The 16,939-nt window shown below is 69.5% G+C and carries 16 protein-coding genes; 3 read left to right on the forward strand and 13 right to left on the reverse strand.

Annotated elements, in window-relative coordinates; translation table 11 throughout:
• Positions 1-76: 76 nt before the first annotated feature.
• The 8 genes from JOE67_RS08145 to JOE67_RS08180 form a co-directional block, all read right to left on the reverse strand.
• Positions 77-1,240 carry an acylneuraminate cytidylyltransferase gene (locus JOE67_RS08145; RefSeq protein ID WP_204974974.1) on the reverse strand — a complete coding sequence of 388 codons (1,164 nt, stop codon included), beginning with the start codon at positions 1,238-1,240 and terminating at the stop codon, positions 77-79.
• Positions 1,237-2,595, reverse strand: coding sequence for a polysialyltransferase family glycosyltransferase (locus JOE67_RS08150; RefSeq protein WP_204974975.1), 1,359 nt, complete (start codon positions 2,593-2,595; stop codon positions 1,237-1,239). The genes JOE67_RS08145 and JOE67_RS08150 overlap by 4 nt, the downstream gene beginning before the upstream one ends.
• Positions 2,592-3,569, reverse strand: coding sequence for a glycosyltransferase (locus tag JOE67_RS08155; protein WP_204974976.1), 978 nt, complete (start codon positions 3,567-3,569; stop codon positions 2,592-2,594). The genes JOE67_RS08150 and JOE67_RS08155 overlap by 4 nt, the downstream gene beginning before the upstream one ends.
• Before the next feature lie 64 nt (positions 3,570-3,633).
• Positions 3,634-4,473, reverse strand: coding sequence for an ABC transporter ATP-binding protein (locus tag JOE67_RS08160; protein ID WP_204974977.1), 840 nt, complete (start codon positions 4,471-4,473; stop codon positions 3,634-3,636).
• Positions 4,463-5,257 (reverse strand): ABC transporter ATP-binding protein, encoded by a 795-nt coding sequence (locus JOE67_RS08165; RefSeq protein ID WP_204974978.1) that lies wholly within the window; start codon positions 5,255-5,257, stop codon positions 4,463-4,465. Before JOE67_RS08165 ends, JOE67_RS08160 begins: the two co-directional genes overlap by 11 nt.
• Positions 5,254-6,159, reverse strand: coding sequence for an ABC transporter permease (locus JOE67_RS08170; RefSeq protein ID WP_204974979.1), 906 nt, complete (start codon positions 6,157-6,159; stop codon positions 5,254-5,256). The genes JOE67_RS08165 and JOE67_RS08170 overlap by 4 nt, the downstream gene beginning before the upstream one ends.
• On the reverse strand, positions 6,156-7,217 hold the full coding sequence (locus JOE67_RS08175) for an ABC transporter permease (protein WP_204974980.1): 1,062 nt from the start codon (positions 7,215-7,217) through the stop codon (positions 6,156-6,158). The genes JOE67_RS08170 and JOE67_RS08175 overlap by 4 nt, the downstream gene beginning before the upstream one ends.
• 14 nt (positions 7,218-7,231) lie before the next feature.
• Positions 7,232-8,824 carry an ABC transporter substrate-binding protein gene (locus JOE67_RS08180; RefSeq protein ID WP_204974981.1) on the reverse strand — a complete coding sequence of 531 codons (1,593 nt, stop codon included), beginning with the start codon at positions 8,822-8,824 and terminating at the stop codon, positions 7,232-7,234.
• Between the two features lie 149 nt (positions 8,825-8,973).
• Here JOE67_RS08180 and JOE67_RS08185 point away from each other — a divergent pair, with 149 nt between their 5' ends.
• On the forward strand, positions 8,974-9,561 hold the full coding sequence (locus tag JOE67_RS08185) for an Lrp/AsnC family transcriptional regulator (RefSeq protein WP_204974982.1): 588 nt from the start codon (positions 8,974-8,976) through the stop codon (positions 9,559-9,561).
• 14 nt (positions 9,562-9,575) lie between these two features.
• On the opposite strand, the gene JOE67_RS08190 is transcribed toward JOE67_RS08185, so the two are convergent.
• The gene (locus JOE67_RS08190) at positions 9,576-9,935 is read right to left on the reverse strand and encodes an avidin-fold protein (RefSeq protein ID WP_338041538.1); all 360 of its coding nucleotides are present in this window, start codon (positions 9,933-9,935) and stop codon (positions 9,576-9,578) included.
• A 29-nt stretch (positions 9,936-9,964) separates the two neighbouring features.
• On the opposite strand from JOE67_RS08190, the gene JOE67_RS08195 reads away from it, so the two are divergent.
• Entirely contained in the window at positions 9,965-11,131 is a 1,167-nt protein-coding gene (locus JOE67_RS08195; protein WP_204974983.1) for a hypothetical protein, read from the forward strand.
• Positions 11,132-11,145: 14 nt separating this feature from the next.
• On the opposite strand, the gene JOE67_RS08200 is transcribed toward JOE67_RS08195, so the two are convergent.
• From JOE67_RS08200 to JOE67_RS08215, 4 genes are all read right to left on the reverse strand, one after another.
• On the reverse strand, positions 11,146-11,541 hold the full coding sequence (locus tag JOE67_RS08200) for a DUF779 domain-containing protein (RefSeq protein WP_204974984.1): 396 nt from the start codon (positions 11,539-11,541) through the stop codon (positions 11,146-11,148).
• 71 nt (positions 11,542-11,612) lie between these two features.
• On the reverse strand, positions 11,613-13,160 hold the full coding sequence (gene exaC, locus JOE67_RS08205) for an acetaldehyde dehydrogenase ExaC (RefSeq protein ID WP_204974985.1): 1,548 nt from the start codon (positions 13,158-13,160) through the stop codon (positions 11,613-11,615).
• Positions 13,161-13,352: 192 nt separating this feature from the next.
• Entirely contained in the window at positions 13,353-14,678 is a 1,326-nt protein-coding gene (locus JOE67_RS08210) for a GAF domain-containing protein (RefSeq protein ID WP_204974986.1), read from the reverse strand.
• Positions 14,679-14,747: 69 nt separating this feature from the next.
• Positions 14,748-16,175, reverse strand: coding sequence for a CCA tRNA nucleotidyltransferase (locus tag JOE67_RS08215; protein WP_204974987.1), 1,428 nt, complete (start codon positions 16,173-16,175; stop codon positions 14,748-14,750).
• Positions 16,176-16,329: 154 nt separating this feature from the next.
• On the opposite strand from JOE67_RS08215, the gene JOE67_RS08220 reads away from it, so the two are divergent.
• Complete coding sequence (locus JOE67_RS08220; RefSeq protein ID WP_204974988.1) at positions 16,330-16,794, forward strand: ASCH domain-containing protein; 465 nt, start codon at positions 16,330-16,332, stop codon at positions 16,792-16,794.
• The last annotated feature ends 145 nt before the right edge of the window (positions 16,795-16,939 follow it).

The following is a 16,939-nucleotide window of genomic DNA, read 5'->3' on the forward strand; positions in this document are numbered from 1 at the left end:
GTGACCGTCTGCCTACGCCCGTGCGACGAACCGGGGCTCGCCGAGCGCGCGGCTCAGGCACCAGCCGGTCAGCCCGTCAGCGGGAGGCGAGCATCCGCTCGATGACCTCGCGCACCGCGCCCTCGCCGCCGCGCCGGGTGAGCACGATGCGCGCGGCGGCCTTCACGGCAGGGTGCGCATCGGCCACCGCGATCGGCCAGCCGACGACACCGAAGGCTCCGAGGTCGTTCACGTCGTTGCCGACGTAGGCGATGTCGGCGAGCGCGACGTCGTTCTCGGAGGCCCAGCGGGTGAGCGCCGCAGCCTTGTTGTCGATGCCGTGCAGAACCGGCAGCTGCAGCTTCTCGGCCCTGCGCGCGACGACCGGGTTCAGCTCGGTGGAGAGGATCAGCATCGGGATGCCCGCTCGCCGCAGCAGTGAGACGCCCATGCCGTCTTCGCGGCTCACCCGCACGGACTCGCGACCGTCGGTGTCGACGGTCGCCGTGTCGTCGGTGTGCACTCCGTCGAAGTCGGTCACGAGCACGGATGCCGGGATCGGGGCATCCGCCGATGCGCCGAGCGCGGCGAGCGCGCCGGCGACGGCGAGCTGGTGCTCGTCGTCGATCTCGATGGCCGACGCCTCGGGCACCTCGACGATGCCGATGCGTCCGAAGAACCTGTGGCCTGCCGTGCGGAAGCCGTCGGCGGTGAAGGCGTAGAAGGCGCCGGTCTCGAGATAGTGCGGCTCGCGGTCCTGCCGGCGGGGGCGGTGCGTGGAGTCGTGGTTGATGGCGGCGGCGTGCTGATCGGCATCCCGTCGCCAGAGGAATCCGTAGGTCTCGAAGGCCGAGAAGACGCTGTCGAACCGGTCGGCGGCGATGTGCGCGACCGCCTCGGCGATGCCCTCGCGGGGGATGAACGGCGAGGTGGCCTGCACGAACACCACGGTGCCGACGTCCAGGCCGTCTGCGGCGAGAACGTCGAGCGTGTGCAGCAGCGCGCTCTCGGAGGTGGCGGTGTCGCCCGACAGCTCGGCGGGGCGGGCGACCACCCGCGCACCGGCGGCCTCGGCGATGCGGGTGATCTCGGCGTCGTCGGTGCTGACGACCACGAGGTCGACCCCGTCCGCTGCCGTGCAGGAGCGCACGGCACGCTCGATCAGCGGCATGCCTCCCACGCGGCGCAGGTTCTTGCCTGGCACGCCCTTCGATCCACCTCGTGCGGGGATGATCGCGACGGTGAGCGCGTTCTCGGTCATCGGCCGGTCGCCGCCTTCCAGACTCTGCGTGCACGGCGCTTCGCGCCGGCTGCGGTGAGCCGCAGCTCTTCCCAGCGTCCCACTCCCCCGGCCGATCCGCCCGCACGCTGCGGCAGTGTCGGCGCCGGCGCACCCGGCAGATCCAGCCTCCGCAGCCGCGACGCGGGCACGAGGCGCTCGCGCTCATCGGGGGTCAGGCGTTCGAGCACGGGGACGGCCCTGGCGCGAAGATGGGTCACGATCTCGGGCTGCATCGCGTAGCCGACCGCGTCGACGAGCCCCTGAAGATCGACGGGGTCGACACGCCTCTCGAGTCCGTCGACGATGACCGCAGGCACCCGGTTGCTGTTCTCGAAGGGCGCCAGTCGCGCGAGCACGGTGCCGGTTCCGACGGCATGAGCCGGGATGCCGAAGACCTCCCGCACCGTCGGCAGCGCGGTCGAGAAGCCGGCGATCACGGCCATGGCCCCGAGGCGGTGCGCGACGAACTCGGCCGGCTGGTCGCCGGCGTATGTGGCGAAATCGAGCCCGAGAGCGGATGCCCGTCTCGCCAGTGCCTCAGACAGCGCCGGCGGAGCGGACGGGTGCGGTTTGAACACGATGCGCCGCGCCCCGGCATCCGCCGCCCTCTCCACCATCCGCACCTGCAGGGCGGTCTCCTCCTCGGCGCTGACCAGTCCGAGCGCGGAGAGGTACTGTCCGAGCACGAGCGCCGTGGCAGTCGCGGGGTCGACGAGGGCATCGAGCAGGGCATCCGGCTGCGCCTCGCCCGCCTCGCGCAGCACCCGGCCGAACTCGGCGACCGCGACCGGCACCCGAGCCGCCCCCGTCTCGGCGAAGACGAGCGGGGCGACGCCGGGCACGACATCGGGATACACGACGCGGGAGACGCGCTCGGTGAGCTGCCGGGGCAGCTGGTCACGGATCGGCGAGTAGGTCATGAGCCCGTCGCCGATCACGCCCAGCTCGGCCTGCGAGAACAGCGCCATCAGGGTGCGCGCCGGGGCGACCTGCGGCGACTGCACGAAGAGCTCGAGCCGCGCGTCGCCGAGGTTCCACGCCCGCCGGAAGAGCCGCTCGAGCATCGGCAGATCCTGTTCGTCGGGCTGCCAGGTGGTCGGATGCAGCGGGTCGAGCACCGGGTTCAGCGGCTCGATGCGCTCGAATCGCGCTCGCAGGGGCGTCAGCCGTGGCACCTCCTCGAGATCGTGCGCGGTCTCAGGAACCTTCGCCGTGTTCATCGGAATGAGGATGCGCTCGTGCGCTTCTCCCAGCAGACCCGCGTCGATCGCCGCCGCGGCCGTCATCAATCCATATGTGCTGTGCAGGGCGAACAGCTGGATCGTGCGGGTCATGCGTGCGACGCCTCTCGCAGCACACGCGCGAGCACCCGGCGGCGCGGGCCGCCGATCCGTTCGATCGCCGCGCGCGCCTGGTCGCGGGGCAGGCGCGCCAGCAGGCTCAGGATGCCCGCCCGCATCTCCCTGCGCACCGCAGGCTGCATGCGACGAGCGCGTACGAGGTGGTGCGAGCTCAGCGCCAGCACGCTGAAGACCGCCTTGGGCAGCATCCGCTCCGCCTCGCGATCGGCTTCGACGAGATCGAGCACCTCCCCGAGCGCTCGGCAGAAGTGCAGCTGACGCCGGTCGAGGGTCTTCGACAGCGAGTCCGACAGGCCGCGCCGGTACAGCAGGTGCGGGGCGTCGACGACAGCGAAGGATCGGGCCTGCAGATGCAGGCGCCAGATCCACGGGCGGTCCTCGGCCGTGAACAGTCCGTCGCTGAATCCGGCGAGGCCGCGGTCGAGCATCCGGCGGTGCAGCAGGCCCGCCCAGGCGAACGGATAGTCGACCATCGTGCGGTCATCCGTCGGCAGGATGGCCTCCCGCGGATCGGTGACGACGCCCCGGTGCGTGAAAGGGGCGCGCACCAGCCGCCGCTCGAGCCCCTTGACCGTGACGTGGTCGGTGCGCACGAGGTCGCAGCCGAGCTCATGCAGGGTCCGGTGCAGCACCGGGAGCCGGCCCGGCTGCATCCAGTCGTCGCCGTCGAGAAAGCAGAAGGCGTCGCCCTCGACGTGCGCGAGGCCCTGGTTGCGCGCGGTCGCGAGCCCGCGCGGCGACTCGTTGCGGATCACCTCGGCGTGCGCGAAGCGCTCCGCGTAGCGCCGCATGACCGCGCCCGTCTCATCGCTCGACCCGTCGTCGATCGCGACGAGCTTGAGCGAGTGGTCGTCGACGAACTGCCGGGTGAGGGTCTCGAGCGTCGTGGCGATGAACTCGCCGGCGTCCTTCGCGGGCACGATCACGGTCATCGAAGGCGCGGGCACCGGGTCATCGTGCCGGGTGATGCTTACGCGCCCGCGTCCGGCGGATGAACAGCGGGTGACGTCGTCAGCGCTGGACGGCGGGGATGTCTGCCCAGATCGCCCGCTCGGCAGCCGACGGCGCAGACGGGATGCGACCAGCGCCGTCGGGCTCGGGTATCGCGGCCAGCAGCGCCTGCGTGTACGGGTGCTGCGGGTCGGCCCAGAGCTGCGCGGTCGGCCCCGACTCGAGCACCCGCCCGCCGAACATCACGAACGTGCGGTCGGCGATGCGCTGCACGACGGCGAGGTCGTGCGAGATGAACAGCATCCCCGCGCCCGCCTCCTTCACGAGATCGCGCATGAGGGCGGCCACACTGGTCTGCGTCGACGCGTCGAGTGCCGAGATCGGCTCGTCGGCGACGAGCAGCTGAGGGCGGGCGGCGAGCGCCCGCGCGATCGCGATGCGCTGCTTCTGGCCGCCAGAGAACTGGTGCGGGAACTTCGAGACGGATGCCGTGGGCAGGCCCACCTTCTCGAGCCACTCCTCGACCTTCGAGCCCTCGGCGCCGCGCGCGCGGGCGGTGGCGATGCCGTCGGCGATCTGCTCGCCGATGCGGCGACGCGGGTTGAGCGAGGTCGACGGGTCCTGGAAGACCATCTGGATGCCGGTGAGGTGCTTCGGGCGGCGGCGCACGCGCAGCGGGGTGACCTCGCCGTCGAGGAAGCGGGCGGTGCCGCCGGCGAGCTTCTCGATGCCGACCGCAGCGCGGGCGAGGCTGGACTTGCCACTGCCCGATTCGCCGACGAGGGCGACGGTCTCACCGGCGTGGACCTGGAGCGACACGTCGTTCACAGCGACCACGGGCGGGTTGCCCGGGTAGCGGACGACGATGCCCTGAGCGTCGAGGACGGTCTCATGCGTCATGGTCGTCGCCTCCTTCGATGCGCGAACCGGGCAGAGCGGCGAGCAGCTGCCTCGTGTACTCGTGCTGCGGGTCGCGGAACAGCGTCGCGCGGTCGGCGTGCTCGACGACCCTGCCGTCCTTCATGACGGTGACGACATCCGCGATCGCGCTCATCACGCCGAGGTCGTGCGTCACCAGCAGGACGGCGATCTGACGTTCGTCGGCCAGCTCCCGCAGCAGGGTGAGGATGCCGGCCTGCACGGTCACGTCGAGTGCCGTCGTCGGCTCGTCGGCGAGCAGCACCTCCGGGTCGCAGGCGAGGGCACAGGCGATCGCGATGCGCTGCCGCTGGCCGCCCGAGAACTGGTGCGGGTAGCGGCGCAGTGCCTCTTCGGGGTTCGGCACCTGCACGCGCTCGAGCAGCTCGACGGCGCGACGGCGGGCGGCCGCCCCGCGCAGCCCGAGGTGCACGCGCATGTGGTCGGTGAGCTGGCGTCCGACGGGGATCTGCGGGTGCAGCGACGCCGACGGGTCCTGGAAGACCATCGCGATGCGCTTGCCGCGGATGCGGTTCAGCGCACGCCTGCCGAGTCCGAGCAGCTCGGTGTCGCCGAGCCGGATCGAACCGCCGGTGCGCGCATGCCGCGGCAGCAGACCGAGGACCGACATCGCGGTCAGGGTCTTGCCGGATCCGGATTCGCCCGCGAGGCCGTGGATGCGCCCCGCGTCGAGCCGCACCGAGAGGCCTTTGACGAGGGGGCGGCCGATGTCGACCGTGAGGTCGCGGATGTCGAGGATGCTCATGCGCCGCCTCCGCTCGATGCGACGAGTTCGGTCTGCTTCTCGTGCGTCACCTCGGCCGTGGGGTCGAGGATGTCGCGCAGGGCATCGCCGAGGAAGTTGAAGGCGAGCACGACCGTGAGGATCGCGAGACCGGGGAACACGCCGAGCCACCATGCGTCGAAGTTCTGCATCGCAGCGGAGATCATCGAACCCCATTCGGGTGTCGGCGGCTGCGCGCCCAGGCCGAGGAACGACAGGCCCGACAGCAGCAGGATCGCCGCGCCGATGTCGAGCGTCGCGAGCACCAGCAGAGGACCCGCCACGTTGGGAAGGATATCGACCAGCAGCGTGCGCGCGGGCGAGTGACCCAGCAGGCGGCCGGCGATCACGTAGTTCTGGTTGCGCAGCGACAGCACGATGCTGCGGGTCACGCGCGAGTACTGCGGCCACGAGACGACGACGGCCGCGATCACGGCGTTGAACAGGGAGGGGCCGAGCGATGCGGCGACGACCATCGCGAGGATGACGGTCGGGAACGCCATGAACAGGTCGGTGATGCGCATCAGCGTCTCGTCGACCCAGCCGCCGAAGTAGCCGGCGAGCGCGCCGATCACCGCGCCGATGACGAGGGCCGCGACGACGAGGGTGAGGGCCAGCGGGATGGTGACGGTCGCGCCGGTCATGAGTCGCGAGAAGATGTCGCGGCCGTTGCCGTCAGTGCCGAGCAGGGTGTCGATCCCCGGCGCCTGCAGGCGCGGCAGCGCCTGGGCATTCGGCTCGAACGGCACCCACCACTGCGCGGTGAACGCGACGATGATCCAGGCGGCGGCGATGACGGTGCCGATGATGCCGAGCGGGGTGCGCCAGGCGCGGGGCCAGCGCAGCTTGAGCCGCCCCGGCATGCGGGGTTCGCGAGGGCTCATGCGATCCTCACTCTCGGGTCGAGTACGCCGTACAGCAGGTCGACGACGAAGTTGATGACCAGGTAGATGACGCCGACGATGAGGCCGACGCCCATGATCCCCGGCAGGTCGAGGTTGGCCGCCGAGTTGTACGCGTACGTGCCGAGACCCGGCCAGGCGAACACCGACTCGACGAGCACGGTGCCCGAGAGCAGTGAGCCGAATGCGACGCCGACCACGGTCAGCACCGGCAGTGCGGCTCCGCGGAGGACGTAGTCGAGGATCACCCGCATGGCAGGCAGCCCCTTCGCTCGTGCCGCCCGCACGTAGTCGCTGGCGAGCACCTCGAGCACCGAGGTGCGGATGAACCGCGTCAGCAGGCCGATGGTGACCAGCGACAGCACGATCACCGGCAGCGCCAGGTGCGCCATCGCGTCGGCCCAGCCCACCCCATCGCCGTTCAGCAGGTAGTCGATCGTGTACAGGCCTGTCACCCGCGGCGGCGGGATGATCGACGGCGAGACGCGGCCGGAGCCAGGGGCGATGCGCAGGTTGAGGAAGAACACGTAGAAGCTCACGAGCGCGAGCCAGAAGGTCGGAACGCTGAGCCCGATCAGCGTGACCACCCGCACGATCTGGTCGGTGACCAGGCCGCGCCGGTAGGCAGCCAGGGTACCCAGCACGAGGCTGACCGCGAGGCTGAGGATGATCGCGCACAGGGCGATCTCGATGGTGGCCGGCACGGCCGTGGCGAGATCTGCGGTCACCGGCTGCCCGGTGACCAGCGAGGTGCCGAGGTCGCCGCGCAGCAGCTTGCCCATGTAGATGAAGTACTGCACGAAGAGGGGCTGGTCGAGGCCCTGTGCCTTGATGAAGGCCTCGCGCGTCTCGGGGTTCTGAGACGCCCCCTCACCCAGTGCCGCGGAGACGGGGTCTCCGGGCACCAGGTTGGTGAGGAGGAACGTCACGACCGTGACGCCGATCAGCAGCAGCACCGAGGTGCCGGCCCTGCGCAGCAGGTACCCCGCCAGGGGCGACTTCTTGCGCTGCGCCTGTGTCTGCACAGCCACTGTCGTCATCACGGTCGGTCCGTTCAGCCGGCGGGCGTGATCTCGGCGATGTCCATCTCCCAGACGGAGTTGTAGACGGCGCCGTCGACCTTGTCAGAGGTGGCGATGTTGCGGCCGGGGACGATCAGCGGCACGAAGGGGCCGCTCTGCTGCATCGCCTCCGCGAACTTCGTGAATGCGGCGGTGCGCTCGTCGGGGTCGGTCGCGCTGGCGGCATCCGCGGCGATCTCGGCGATCTCGGGGTTGGCCGACTGCTCCCAGCCCGAGCGGAGGCCGACCTTCAGGCCGGGGCCGAAGGGCAGGAAGTTCGCGGAGTCCGCGTAGTCGGGACCCCAGAACCAGAGGCCGAAGCCCTCGGTGCCGTTCACGTAGGCGTCGAGCTCAGTCGCGAACGGAGCCGGGGCGAGCTCGACGGCGACGCCTGCGTCCTTCAGCTGCGCCTGGATGCGCTCGGCGAGCGGGGTGAACTCCACGCCGCCGACCGGGTAGTCGTTCGGGAACTGCAGCTTGAGGGTCTGACCGGTGTAGCCGGCCTCGTCGAAGGCGGCCTTGGCCTTGTCGAGGTCCTGCGTGACGCCCTCGTCGAGTGCGCCCTCGAACCCGGGCGGGATCACGCCGGTGGCCTGCTCGGCACCGGCGCCGGCGAGCTCGAGCAGAGCCGGGTAGTCGAGCGCGTACCGGATGCCCTCGGCGAGCTTCACGTTGGCCAGGTCGCCGGCGACGCCGGTCGACTGGTTCAGCAGCAGGAAGATGGTCTGGCCGGACGGGACCGAGTCGACCTCGAGGCCGTCGCCCAGGCCGCTGACCTGGTCGCCGTTGAGGTCCATGGCCACCATCGAGTCGCCGCCCTTGAGGTTGGCGAGCTGTGTCGCGCTCTCCGAGACGTTGCGGATGACGACGCGGTCGTAGGCGGGCTTCTCGTCGCCGTTGTACTCGTCGTTCTTCTTCAGCACGATCTGCGAGCTCAGGTCGAGCGTGTCGAGCACGAAGGGACCGGAGCCGGCGGATGCGCCATCGAAGTACTTCTGCGCGGAGTCGGCGCCGTCGGTGCTGCCGCCGTTCTTCATCACCACGTCGGCGTTGACGATGCCGAGCGCCGGGTTGGCGAGGATGGCGGGCAGCTGCAGCAGGGGCGTCTCGGTCGTGAAGACGATCGTCTTGGCGTCGACCTCCTTGATGGTGACGCCGGCGAGGAGGAAGTTGGGCTTGGCGTCGGCCATGCCCTGGATGCGCTGCAGCGAGAAAACGACGTCCTTCGCCTCGATCGGGGTGCCGTCCGAGAAGACGCGGCCGTCTTCGAGGGTGAACGTGAACTCGGTCGCAGTGTCGTTGGCCTTCCACGACGCCAGCCCGGGGATGGGGGTCGAGACGTCGGAGCCCTTGAAGTCGACGAGGGTCTCGTACATCGCCTTGGCGAGCATGTTGCCGGTCGGGTCGTAGGTGTGGCCGGGGTCGGCGGTCTCGACCGAGAAGGCGGTGTCGATGACCAGGGAGCCACCGGACTTCGCTCCGCCGTCGTTGCCGTTGTTCGCGGAGTTCCCTCCCGAGCATCCGGTCAGGGCGATGAGCGCGACCGCTCCGAAGACGATCGCCGGCGTGCGCAGCGTCGACAGCATGGGTACCTCCATTGGCAGGGTGGATCGGGAGTCCTGGTCATCCAACCGTGGACGACCGTGATCAGATTCCCATGATGTGCGACGATCTGTCCAATGACATCGCGTCATGAAGACAAAGTCTGTCCGAACGATGAGGATTGGGGTACAGAATGTCCAGCACTGATGCTGAAGACCACCGGGATTCTGGACGAAGTGCCGTCACCCTCGATCCGGTCTCATACCGGATCCTGGATCTGCTCCGTGAGAACGGACGAATCTCGATCGCCGCCCTGGCCGAGAAGGTCGGGATATCTCGGGCCAACGCGTACACCAGGGTCGAGGCGCTGATGGCCGACGGGGTCATCACGGGTTTCAGCGCACGGGTCGATCCGGCGAAGGCAGGTCTGTCGATCGGAGCGATGATCTTCGTCACGGTCTATCCGCAGGCGTGGGCGTCGTTCCGAGCGCAGATCGCCGAGATGCCCGACATCGAGTACTGCGCCGTGACGACCGGCGAGCACGACGCGATGCTGCTGATCCGGGCGACGGATGTCAGCGGGGTGCACGAGTTCTCGACCGGGGTGATCGCCCAGCTTCCCGAGGTGCGCACCGTGGTCAGCGTCGTGGTGCTCGACGAGGTGATCCGCCGGCCGTTCGTGCTTCCCCCCGACCTGCCCGAGCGCAGCCTCGACGTGCCCCTTGGCATGACCCAGTGGACACCGGCGACGGCCGGGCGCGGAGCCCTGCCGCCGCGGTGACGGCTCGACTGCTGTCAGGCCGCCGCGGTCTCGACGCAGACGCTGAGCTGCGCGGCGCCGTGCATCTCGTAGTGCTCGACCAGGCGCAGCATCCCGTCGTCGTCGACCTCGATGTCGCTCTCGCCGTCGCCGGTCACGACCTCGCCCGTTGCGGCCAGCACGTGCACGAACGACACCCAGATGGTGTCGCCGGTGCGGGTGCCGACGAAACGGCCGATCGTGACGGTGTCACCGGTGTAGTCGCCCCAGATCGCGCCGTCCTGCTCGAAGTAGTGGAAGACGCTCGGGGCGTCGTGATCGACGACGGAGGTCGTCGACGACACCATCTTGAACGTGCGGCCGTCGAGACTGGGGAGGGTTCGGGTCTGAGTCACCCATCGATCATGGCAGGTACCGTGGACGCATGAATCCGGCGCCGCCCCCGCAGCACCCGTTCGAGACGCGCCCGCTCACCGAGCCGGTCGACCCTCGTGCCGTGAGCGAGTTCTGGCGCAGGGTCAAGGCGCAGAACCCGTCGTCGGGTGCCCAGGTGGCGATCATGATCGTCGTCGGCGTCATCTTCGCCCTCGTGTTCCTGCCCGCGATCGGCATGACGCTGTTCGGGCTGATCGCGGTCGCCGGCTCGGGCGAGTCCGGGTTCGGCGCGCTGTTCTCGCTTCCGGCGCTGATCCCCTTCGTGATCGCCGGCATCGGCATCCCGCTCTTCGTGGTCTCCCAGCGGAAGACCCGCGAGAGCACCTACCGGATCGCGCGGTTCGCCGAGGCGAACGGCATGACCTTCCGTCCGTTCGTCGCCGACCCCCCGCTGCCGGGCATGATCTTCCACCTCGGTCATTCCCGCATGGCATCGCAGCTCGTCCGCGGCCAGCACCCGCGGTTCGTCGAATTCGGCAACTACCGGTACACGACCGGGTCGGGCAAGAACAAGACGACGCACAACTGGGGGTACGTCGCCGTCAAGCTCGACGTGCCGCTGCCGAACATCGTGCTCGATGCGCTGGGGAACAACTCGCTGGGCTCGAACCTGCCCTCGACGTTCTCGAAGGACCAGCGGCTCTCGCTCGAGGGCGACTTCGACCAGCACTTCACCCTGTACTGCCCGAGCGGCTACGAGGCCGATGCGCTCTACCTGTTCACGCCCGACATCATGGCGCGCTTCATCGACCACGCAGCGCAGCTCGACGTCGAGATCGTCGACGACTGGCTGTTCCTCTACATGCGCCGCCCGGCCTCGACCACCGACGTGAGCACGTGGGCGTGGCTGTTCGGCACGGTCGGCGCACTCATGACGAAATTCGATCAGTGGGCGCGCTGGCGCGATGACCGGCTGAGGCTCGCGCAGGAGGCGGTGCACCATCCGGTCACGCAGCCGGGCACGGCGACGGCCGCGCCGCTGCCCTTCGCCCCGCCCGTCGGCATGCTCACTCCCCCGGCCCCAGGCGTCGCCCCGCAGGGCCGGCGCCTGCGCAAGGGCTTCTCATGGGTCACGCTCGTGATCATCCTCGTGGTGTTCGGCGTCACGCTTCTGCCGCAGCTCTTCGGCATGCTCTCGTTCTTCTTCTTCCGCTGACGCGGATCCGGATGCTAGGCCGGAGCGAGGCCGAAGTACTCGAGCTCGGCGTCGTTCAGCATCCGCGATCGGGTGAGGAAGCGCATGCCGGTCGGGCCCTCGACGCTGAACCCGGCCCCGCGACCCGGCACCGCGTCGATCGTGAGGTGCGTGTACTTCCAGTACTCGAACTGCGACTCCGACATGAACACCTCGATCGGGTCGAGTCCCTCGATGTCGAGCCGGCCGAGGAGCACGTCGCTCGGGCCGGTGATGAACATGCCGATCGGATAGCACATGGGCGACGAGCCGTCGCAGCATCCACCCGACTGATGGAACATCAGCGGCCCATGCTGGGCCGTCAGCTCGCGCAGCAGCTCGGCGGCGGCATCCGACACATCCACCCGCTCGTACTTTCCGATGCTGACCATCTGCGACTCCTCTCTGGGGAACGGCTGCCGGGCGGACGTCGCGAGACGCCCGCCCGGCTCGGGGAGGCCGATCAGAAGAAGCCCATCGGGCCTTCCGCGTACGACACCAGCAGGTTCTTCGTCTGCTGGTAGTGGTCGAGCATCATCTTGTGGTTCTCGCGGCCGACGCCCGACTGCTTGTACCCGCCGAACGCGGCGTGCGCCGGGTACTGGTGGTAGGTGTTGGTCCACACGCGACCCGCCTGGATGGCACGGCCGGCTCGGTACGCGGTGTCGCCGCTGCGGCTCCACACACCCGCGCCGAGACCGTAGAGGGTGTCGTTGGCGATCGAGATCGCGTCGTCGAAGTCGCTGAAGCTCGTGACCGAGAGCACGGGGCCGAAGATCTCCTCCTGGAAGATGCGCATGCTGTTGCTGCCCTCGAAAACCGTCGGCTCGACGTAGAAGCCCTCGCTGAGGTCGCCGCCAAGGTCGGCCCGCCCTCCTCCGGCGAGCAGCTTCGCGCCCTCCTGCGTGCCGATGTCGATGTAGCTGAGGATCTTCTCGAGCTGATCGTTCGACGCCTGCGCGCCGATCATCGTGGCGGGGTCGAGCGGGTTGCCCTGGATGACCTTGCCCACCCGCTCGAGTCCGTCGGCGAGGAAGCCGTCGTAGATCGAGCGCTGGATGAGTGCGCGCGACGGGCATGTGCAGACCTCGCCCTGGTTGAGCGCGAACATCGTGAAGCCCTCGAGCGCCTTGTCGTAGAACGGGTCGTCGGCGCGGGCGACGTCTTCGAAGAAGACGTTCGGCGACTTGCCTCCGAGCTCGAGCGTGACGGGGATGAGGTTCTGCGACGCGTACTGCATGATCAGCCGACCAGTGGTGGTCTCACCCGTGAACGCGACCTTGCGGATGCGCTTGTGCTGCGCGAGCGGAGCACCCGCCTCGATGCCGAAGCCGTTGACGATGTTCACCACGCCGGCGGGCAGCAGGTCGCCGATGATCTCGAAGAGGAACAGGATCGACGCCGGGGTCTGCTCGGCAGGCTTGATCACGACGCAGTTGCCCGCGGCGAGCGCGGGAGCGAGCTTCCACGTGGCCATCAGGATCGGGAAGTTCCACGGGATGATCTGGCCGACCACGCCCAGCGGCTCCTGGAAGTGGTACGCCACGGTGTTCTCATCGAGCTGGCTGATGCCGCCCTCCTGCCCGCGCAGGACGCCGGCGAAGTAGCGGAAGTGGTCGACAGCGAGCGGGATGTCTGCGGCGAGCGTCTCGCGCACCGGCTTGCCGTTCTCCCACGTCTCGGCGACGGCGATCATCTCGAGGTTCTCTTCGATGCGGTCGGCGATCCTGTTGAGGATCACGGCGCGCTCGGCGGGCGAGGTGCGCTTCCACGACTCGAACGCCTTCCAGGCGACATCGACCGCGCGGTCGATGTCTTCTGCGGTGCCGCGGGCGACCTCGGTGAACGGCTTGCCGTTGACGGGGCTGACGTTCTCGAAGTACTGCCCCTTGGCCGGTTCGACGAACTCGCCGCCGATGTAGTGCCCGTAGCGGGCGCGGTAGTTCGCGACGGCTCCCGGCTGACCGGGAGCGGCGTAGGCGGTGGACACGTCTTCTTCGACGATGGTCATCGTTGACTCCTTCGACGGGCCGCGGCCTCGATGCTGCGCGGCTGTTGGGTTCGAAGGTAGGTCGCCTCACGTTGCGCCCCCGTGCGCAACGTTGCAGTCGGTTGCGTGAGCTCGTCCCGGGTCTCGAATCGCTCGACTGGCAGGCGAATGCGGCCCGGAGCGACCAGTTGAGCGTTTCGAGAGGGGAGGCGGTCAGCCCAGACGCTCGATACGGGCGACGAGACCTGCGCGTCTCGGCGAGCGCGCGGGGAGCATCTCGAGCGCGAGGCGCAGCGCCTCGGCGTCGTTCTGCCCCTCGGGGATCTCGGCGTACGCGAGCAGCACGTCGAGGCTCGCCTCGCTGACCATCACCTCGTGCAGCGCCGCGCGCACTGTCTCGCGGAACTCCTCGACCCCGGGCGACGCCGACTCGGGCAGCACCGCACCCGGATAGGCGCTGAGCGCGACGCGGTGCGCCCCGCGGTCGAGCAGCGACAGCACGTTCTGCGCGTCGGTCTCGAGCGGCGCAGTCAGCCGGTAGGGACGCGACTGCGGTGCGAGGTCGGGTGAGACGCGTTCGAGCACCTTGCGCAGTCGCACCATCTCGGGCCGCAGGGTGTCGGGCGACGCCCCCTCGCCGTACACGAGCTCGGTGAGCCGCTCTGCCGACAGGCCCTGACGGTGCACGGCGAGCATGAGCAGGATCTCGGCATGCCTGGCGCTGAGCTCGATCACGGTCTCGCCGTCGGCGGCGTCGACCTCGAGGCGGGCGCGATCGCGTGCCAGCACCTGCAGTCGCGCGTGCCTGGTGTCACGCGGTGAGCGGCGCGGCGACCGCTCCGATCCCCTGGGCGCCTCGCTGCGCGCCCGCAGGCGGGCGACGAGCAGCTCGGACTCGACGGCTCGCGCCGTCGCATCCACCAGCATCCGGGCTTGCGAGGTGACCGCCTCGGCACCGCCGGTCACGTCGATCACGCCGAGGATGCGGCGGGTCTCGGGATCGAACACCGGGGCCGCGGTGCACGACCACGGCTGCACGAGACGGTTGTAGTGCTCGGCGTGGTGGATCTGCACCGACTCGCCCAGGGTGAGCGCAGTGCCCGGGGCCGAGGTTCCGACCATCTGCTCTGACCAGTTCGCACCCGCGACGAATCCCATCTCGCCCGACAGCACGCGCTGACGCAGGTCTCCCTCGACCCACAGCAGCCGGCCGGCGTGGTCTCCGACCGCCACGACGACGCCCGAGTCCTCGGCACTGCCGGGCAGCAGCAGCGAGCGGATGAGATCCATCACCCCGGCAAGCGGATGCCCGGTGCGGTACGCCTCTAGGGCGTCGTGGCTGAAGTCGAGCGGAGGCAGCCCCTCGGCGCCGACGCGGCCCTGCCAGGCTCGTTCCCACGACGCCCGCACGAGCGGTCGCACCTGCTGCAGACGGCGATCATCGAGGTTCCCTGCGACGAGCTCTTCGTGCGCGCGCTCGATGAGAAGGCGCGAGACCTCGGGTGAGGCGTCACGCGATGACGACCAGGGGGACGGCACGCTGGCTCCGATCGGCGCTGATGGGTGTGCCCAGTGTAGATCGGATGCAGGGCGCGGCGCCCTCACAGTTCAGCCGCGGGCGGCCCACCATTCGCGGAGTCGCTGCTCCGCGGCATCCGCACCGATCACGCCCTCGTCGAGACGCACCTCGAGCAGGAACCGGTACGCCTCGCCCACCTCACGGCCGGGCGGGATGCCCAGGATCTGCTGGATCTGATTGCCGTCGAGCTCGGGGCGGATGCTGTCGAGCTCTTCCTGCTCGCGCAGCTCGACGATGCGTCGCTCGATGTCGTCGTAGGCCGAGGCAAGGCGGGCGGCCTTGCGCTTGTTGCGGGTGGTGACATCGGCGCGCACGAGGATGTGCAGGCGCTCGACGAGGTCTCCTGCGTCGCGCACGTAGCGTCGGACGGCGCTGTCGGTCCATGCGCCCTCGGCGTAGCCGAAGAAGCGCAGGTGCAGCTCGATCAGCTTCGCGACGGCATCGATCGTGTCGCCGTCGAAGCGCAGGGCCTGCAGGCGCTTGCGGGCCATGCGCGATCCGACCACGTCGTGGTGGTGGAAGGTGACCCCTCCCCCTGACTCGAGCTTGCGGGTGCGCGGCTTGCCGATGTCGTGCAGCAGCGCCGCGAGACGCAGCGGCACGTCGGGCCCGGCATCCGGATTGCGGTTCTTCTCGAGCTCGATCGCCTGCCGCAGCACGGTGAGCGAGTGCTCGTAGACGTCTTTGTGGTGATGGTGCTCGTCGACCTCGAGGCGCAGCGCGCTGACCTCGGGCAGGAACTCGTCGATCAGTCCGGTCTCGACCAGCACCCGGATGCCCCCGACCGGGTCATCGGTCTGCATGAGCCGCACGAGTTCGCCCTGCACCCGCTCGGGGCTGACGATCTTCAGGGTCTCCCTGAGCTTCTCGATGGCCGCGAAGGTGCCGTCTTCGAGGGCGAAGCCGAGCTGTGCGCTGAAGCGCGCCGCCCTCAGCATCCGGAGCGGGTCGTCGCCGAAGCTGATCTCGGGATCGATCGGGGTGCGCAGCACGCCGGCGACGAGGTCTTCGACGCCGCTCGTCGGGTCGATCAGCTTCACCGCAGGCACCTGCAGGGCCATCGCGTTCACGGTGAAGTCGCGACGCAGCAGGTCGCCGTCGATCGCGTCGCCGAACTCGACGACCGGCTTGCGGGTGACGCCGTCGTAGCTGTCGGCGCGGTACGTGGTGATCTCGACCTGCTCGCCGCGGATCCTGGCGCCGATCGTGCCGAAGGCGCGCCCGATGTCCCACTGCGTGCTCGAGATCGGCTTGACGATGCGCAGGATGTCATCGGGGCGGGCGTTCGTCGTGAAGTCGAGATCGTGCGTCTCGCGACCGAGAAGCGCGTCGCGCACCGGTCCGCCGACGACGGCGAGATCGAAGCCCGCGTCGGCGAAGGCGGTCGCCAGGGTGGCGACGACGGGATTCGCGGCGAGCGCGCCGAGTCGGGACAGGCCCTCGGCCATATTGAGCATGGATTCAAGGGTACCGGCGCAGCGAAGGCGCTCACTTCTGAAGGACGATGGCGATTCTGAAGGACGCTGACGGCCTGGGAGTCCTTCAGAAGCGAGGACGTCCCTGATCGCCGCATCCGCATGGTCGATCGTCCGGGGCGCGTACGGTGAGGGGATGCATACCGACGCCGCCATCGACGAGTTCTGGCGCGAGTGCCGCGCCGCGCTGCCGCACCTGCCCGAGGCGCTGCCCGAGGTGTGGTCGTTCGGCGCCACACCGGAGCACGCCGACGGCCTGCTCGCCCTCGTGCTGGCAGGGACCAAGACGGCCACGGCCTCGTCGCTGTGGGACTACGAGCACACCGGCGAGCCGCTGCCCCAGGTGGGCGAGCTGAGCATCATCCTCGACGGGCGCGGCGCGCCCCGCGCGCTGCTCGAGACCACGGCCATCGACGTGGTGCCGTTCGATCAGGTCTCGGCATCCCACGCCTTCGCCGAGGGCGAAGGCGACCGCACTCTCGAGCACTGGCGTGAGGTGCACGAGCGCTACTGGCGCCAGCATTCCGAGAATCCGCGCGGCTACGATCCGACCATGCCCGTCGTCTGCGAGGAGTTCCGCCTGCTGCGCCCGCCCGCGTAAGGCGCTCATTTCTGAAGGACCATGGCGATTCTGAAGGATGCTGGACGCTGGGGAGTCCTTCACAAGTGCGAACGTCCCTCAGAGTTGAGGCTCTTGTCTCGCAGTCGGGCGGTGAACGAGAAGACCCCGCCGGCGAGTGCCGACG

Origin of the sequence: Microbacterium esteraromaticum, assembly GCF_016907315.1 — a bacterium.
In the GTDB taxonomy this organism is placed as follows: domain Bacteria; phylum Actinomycetota; class Actinomycetes; order Actinomycetales; family Microbacteriaceae; genus Microbacterium; species Microbacterium esteraromaticum.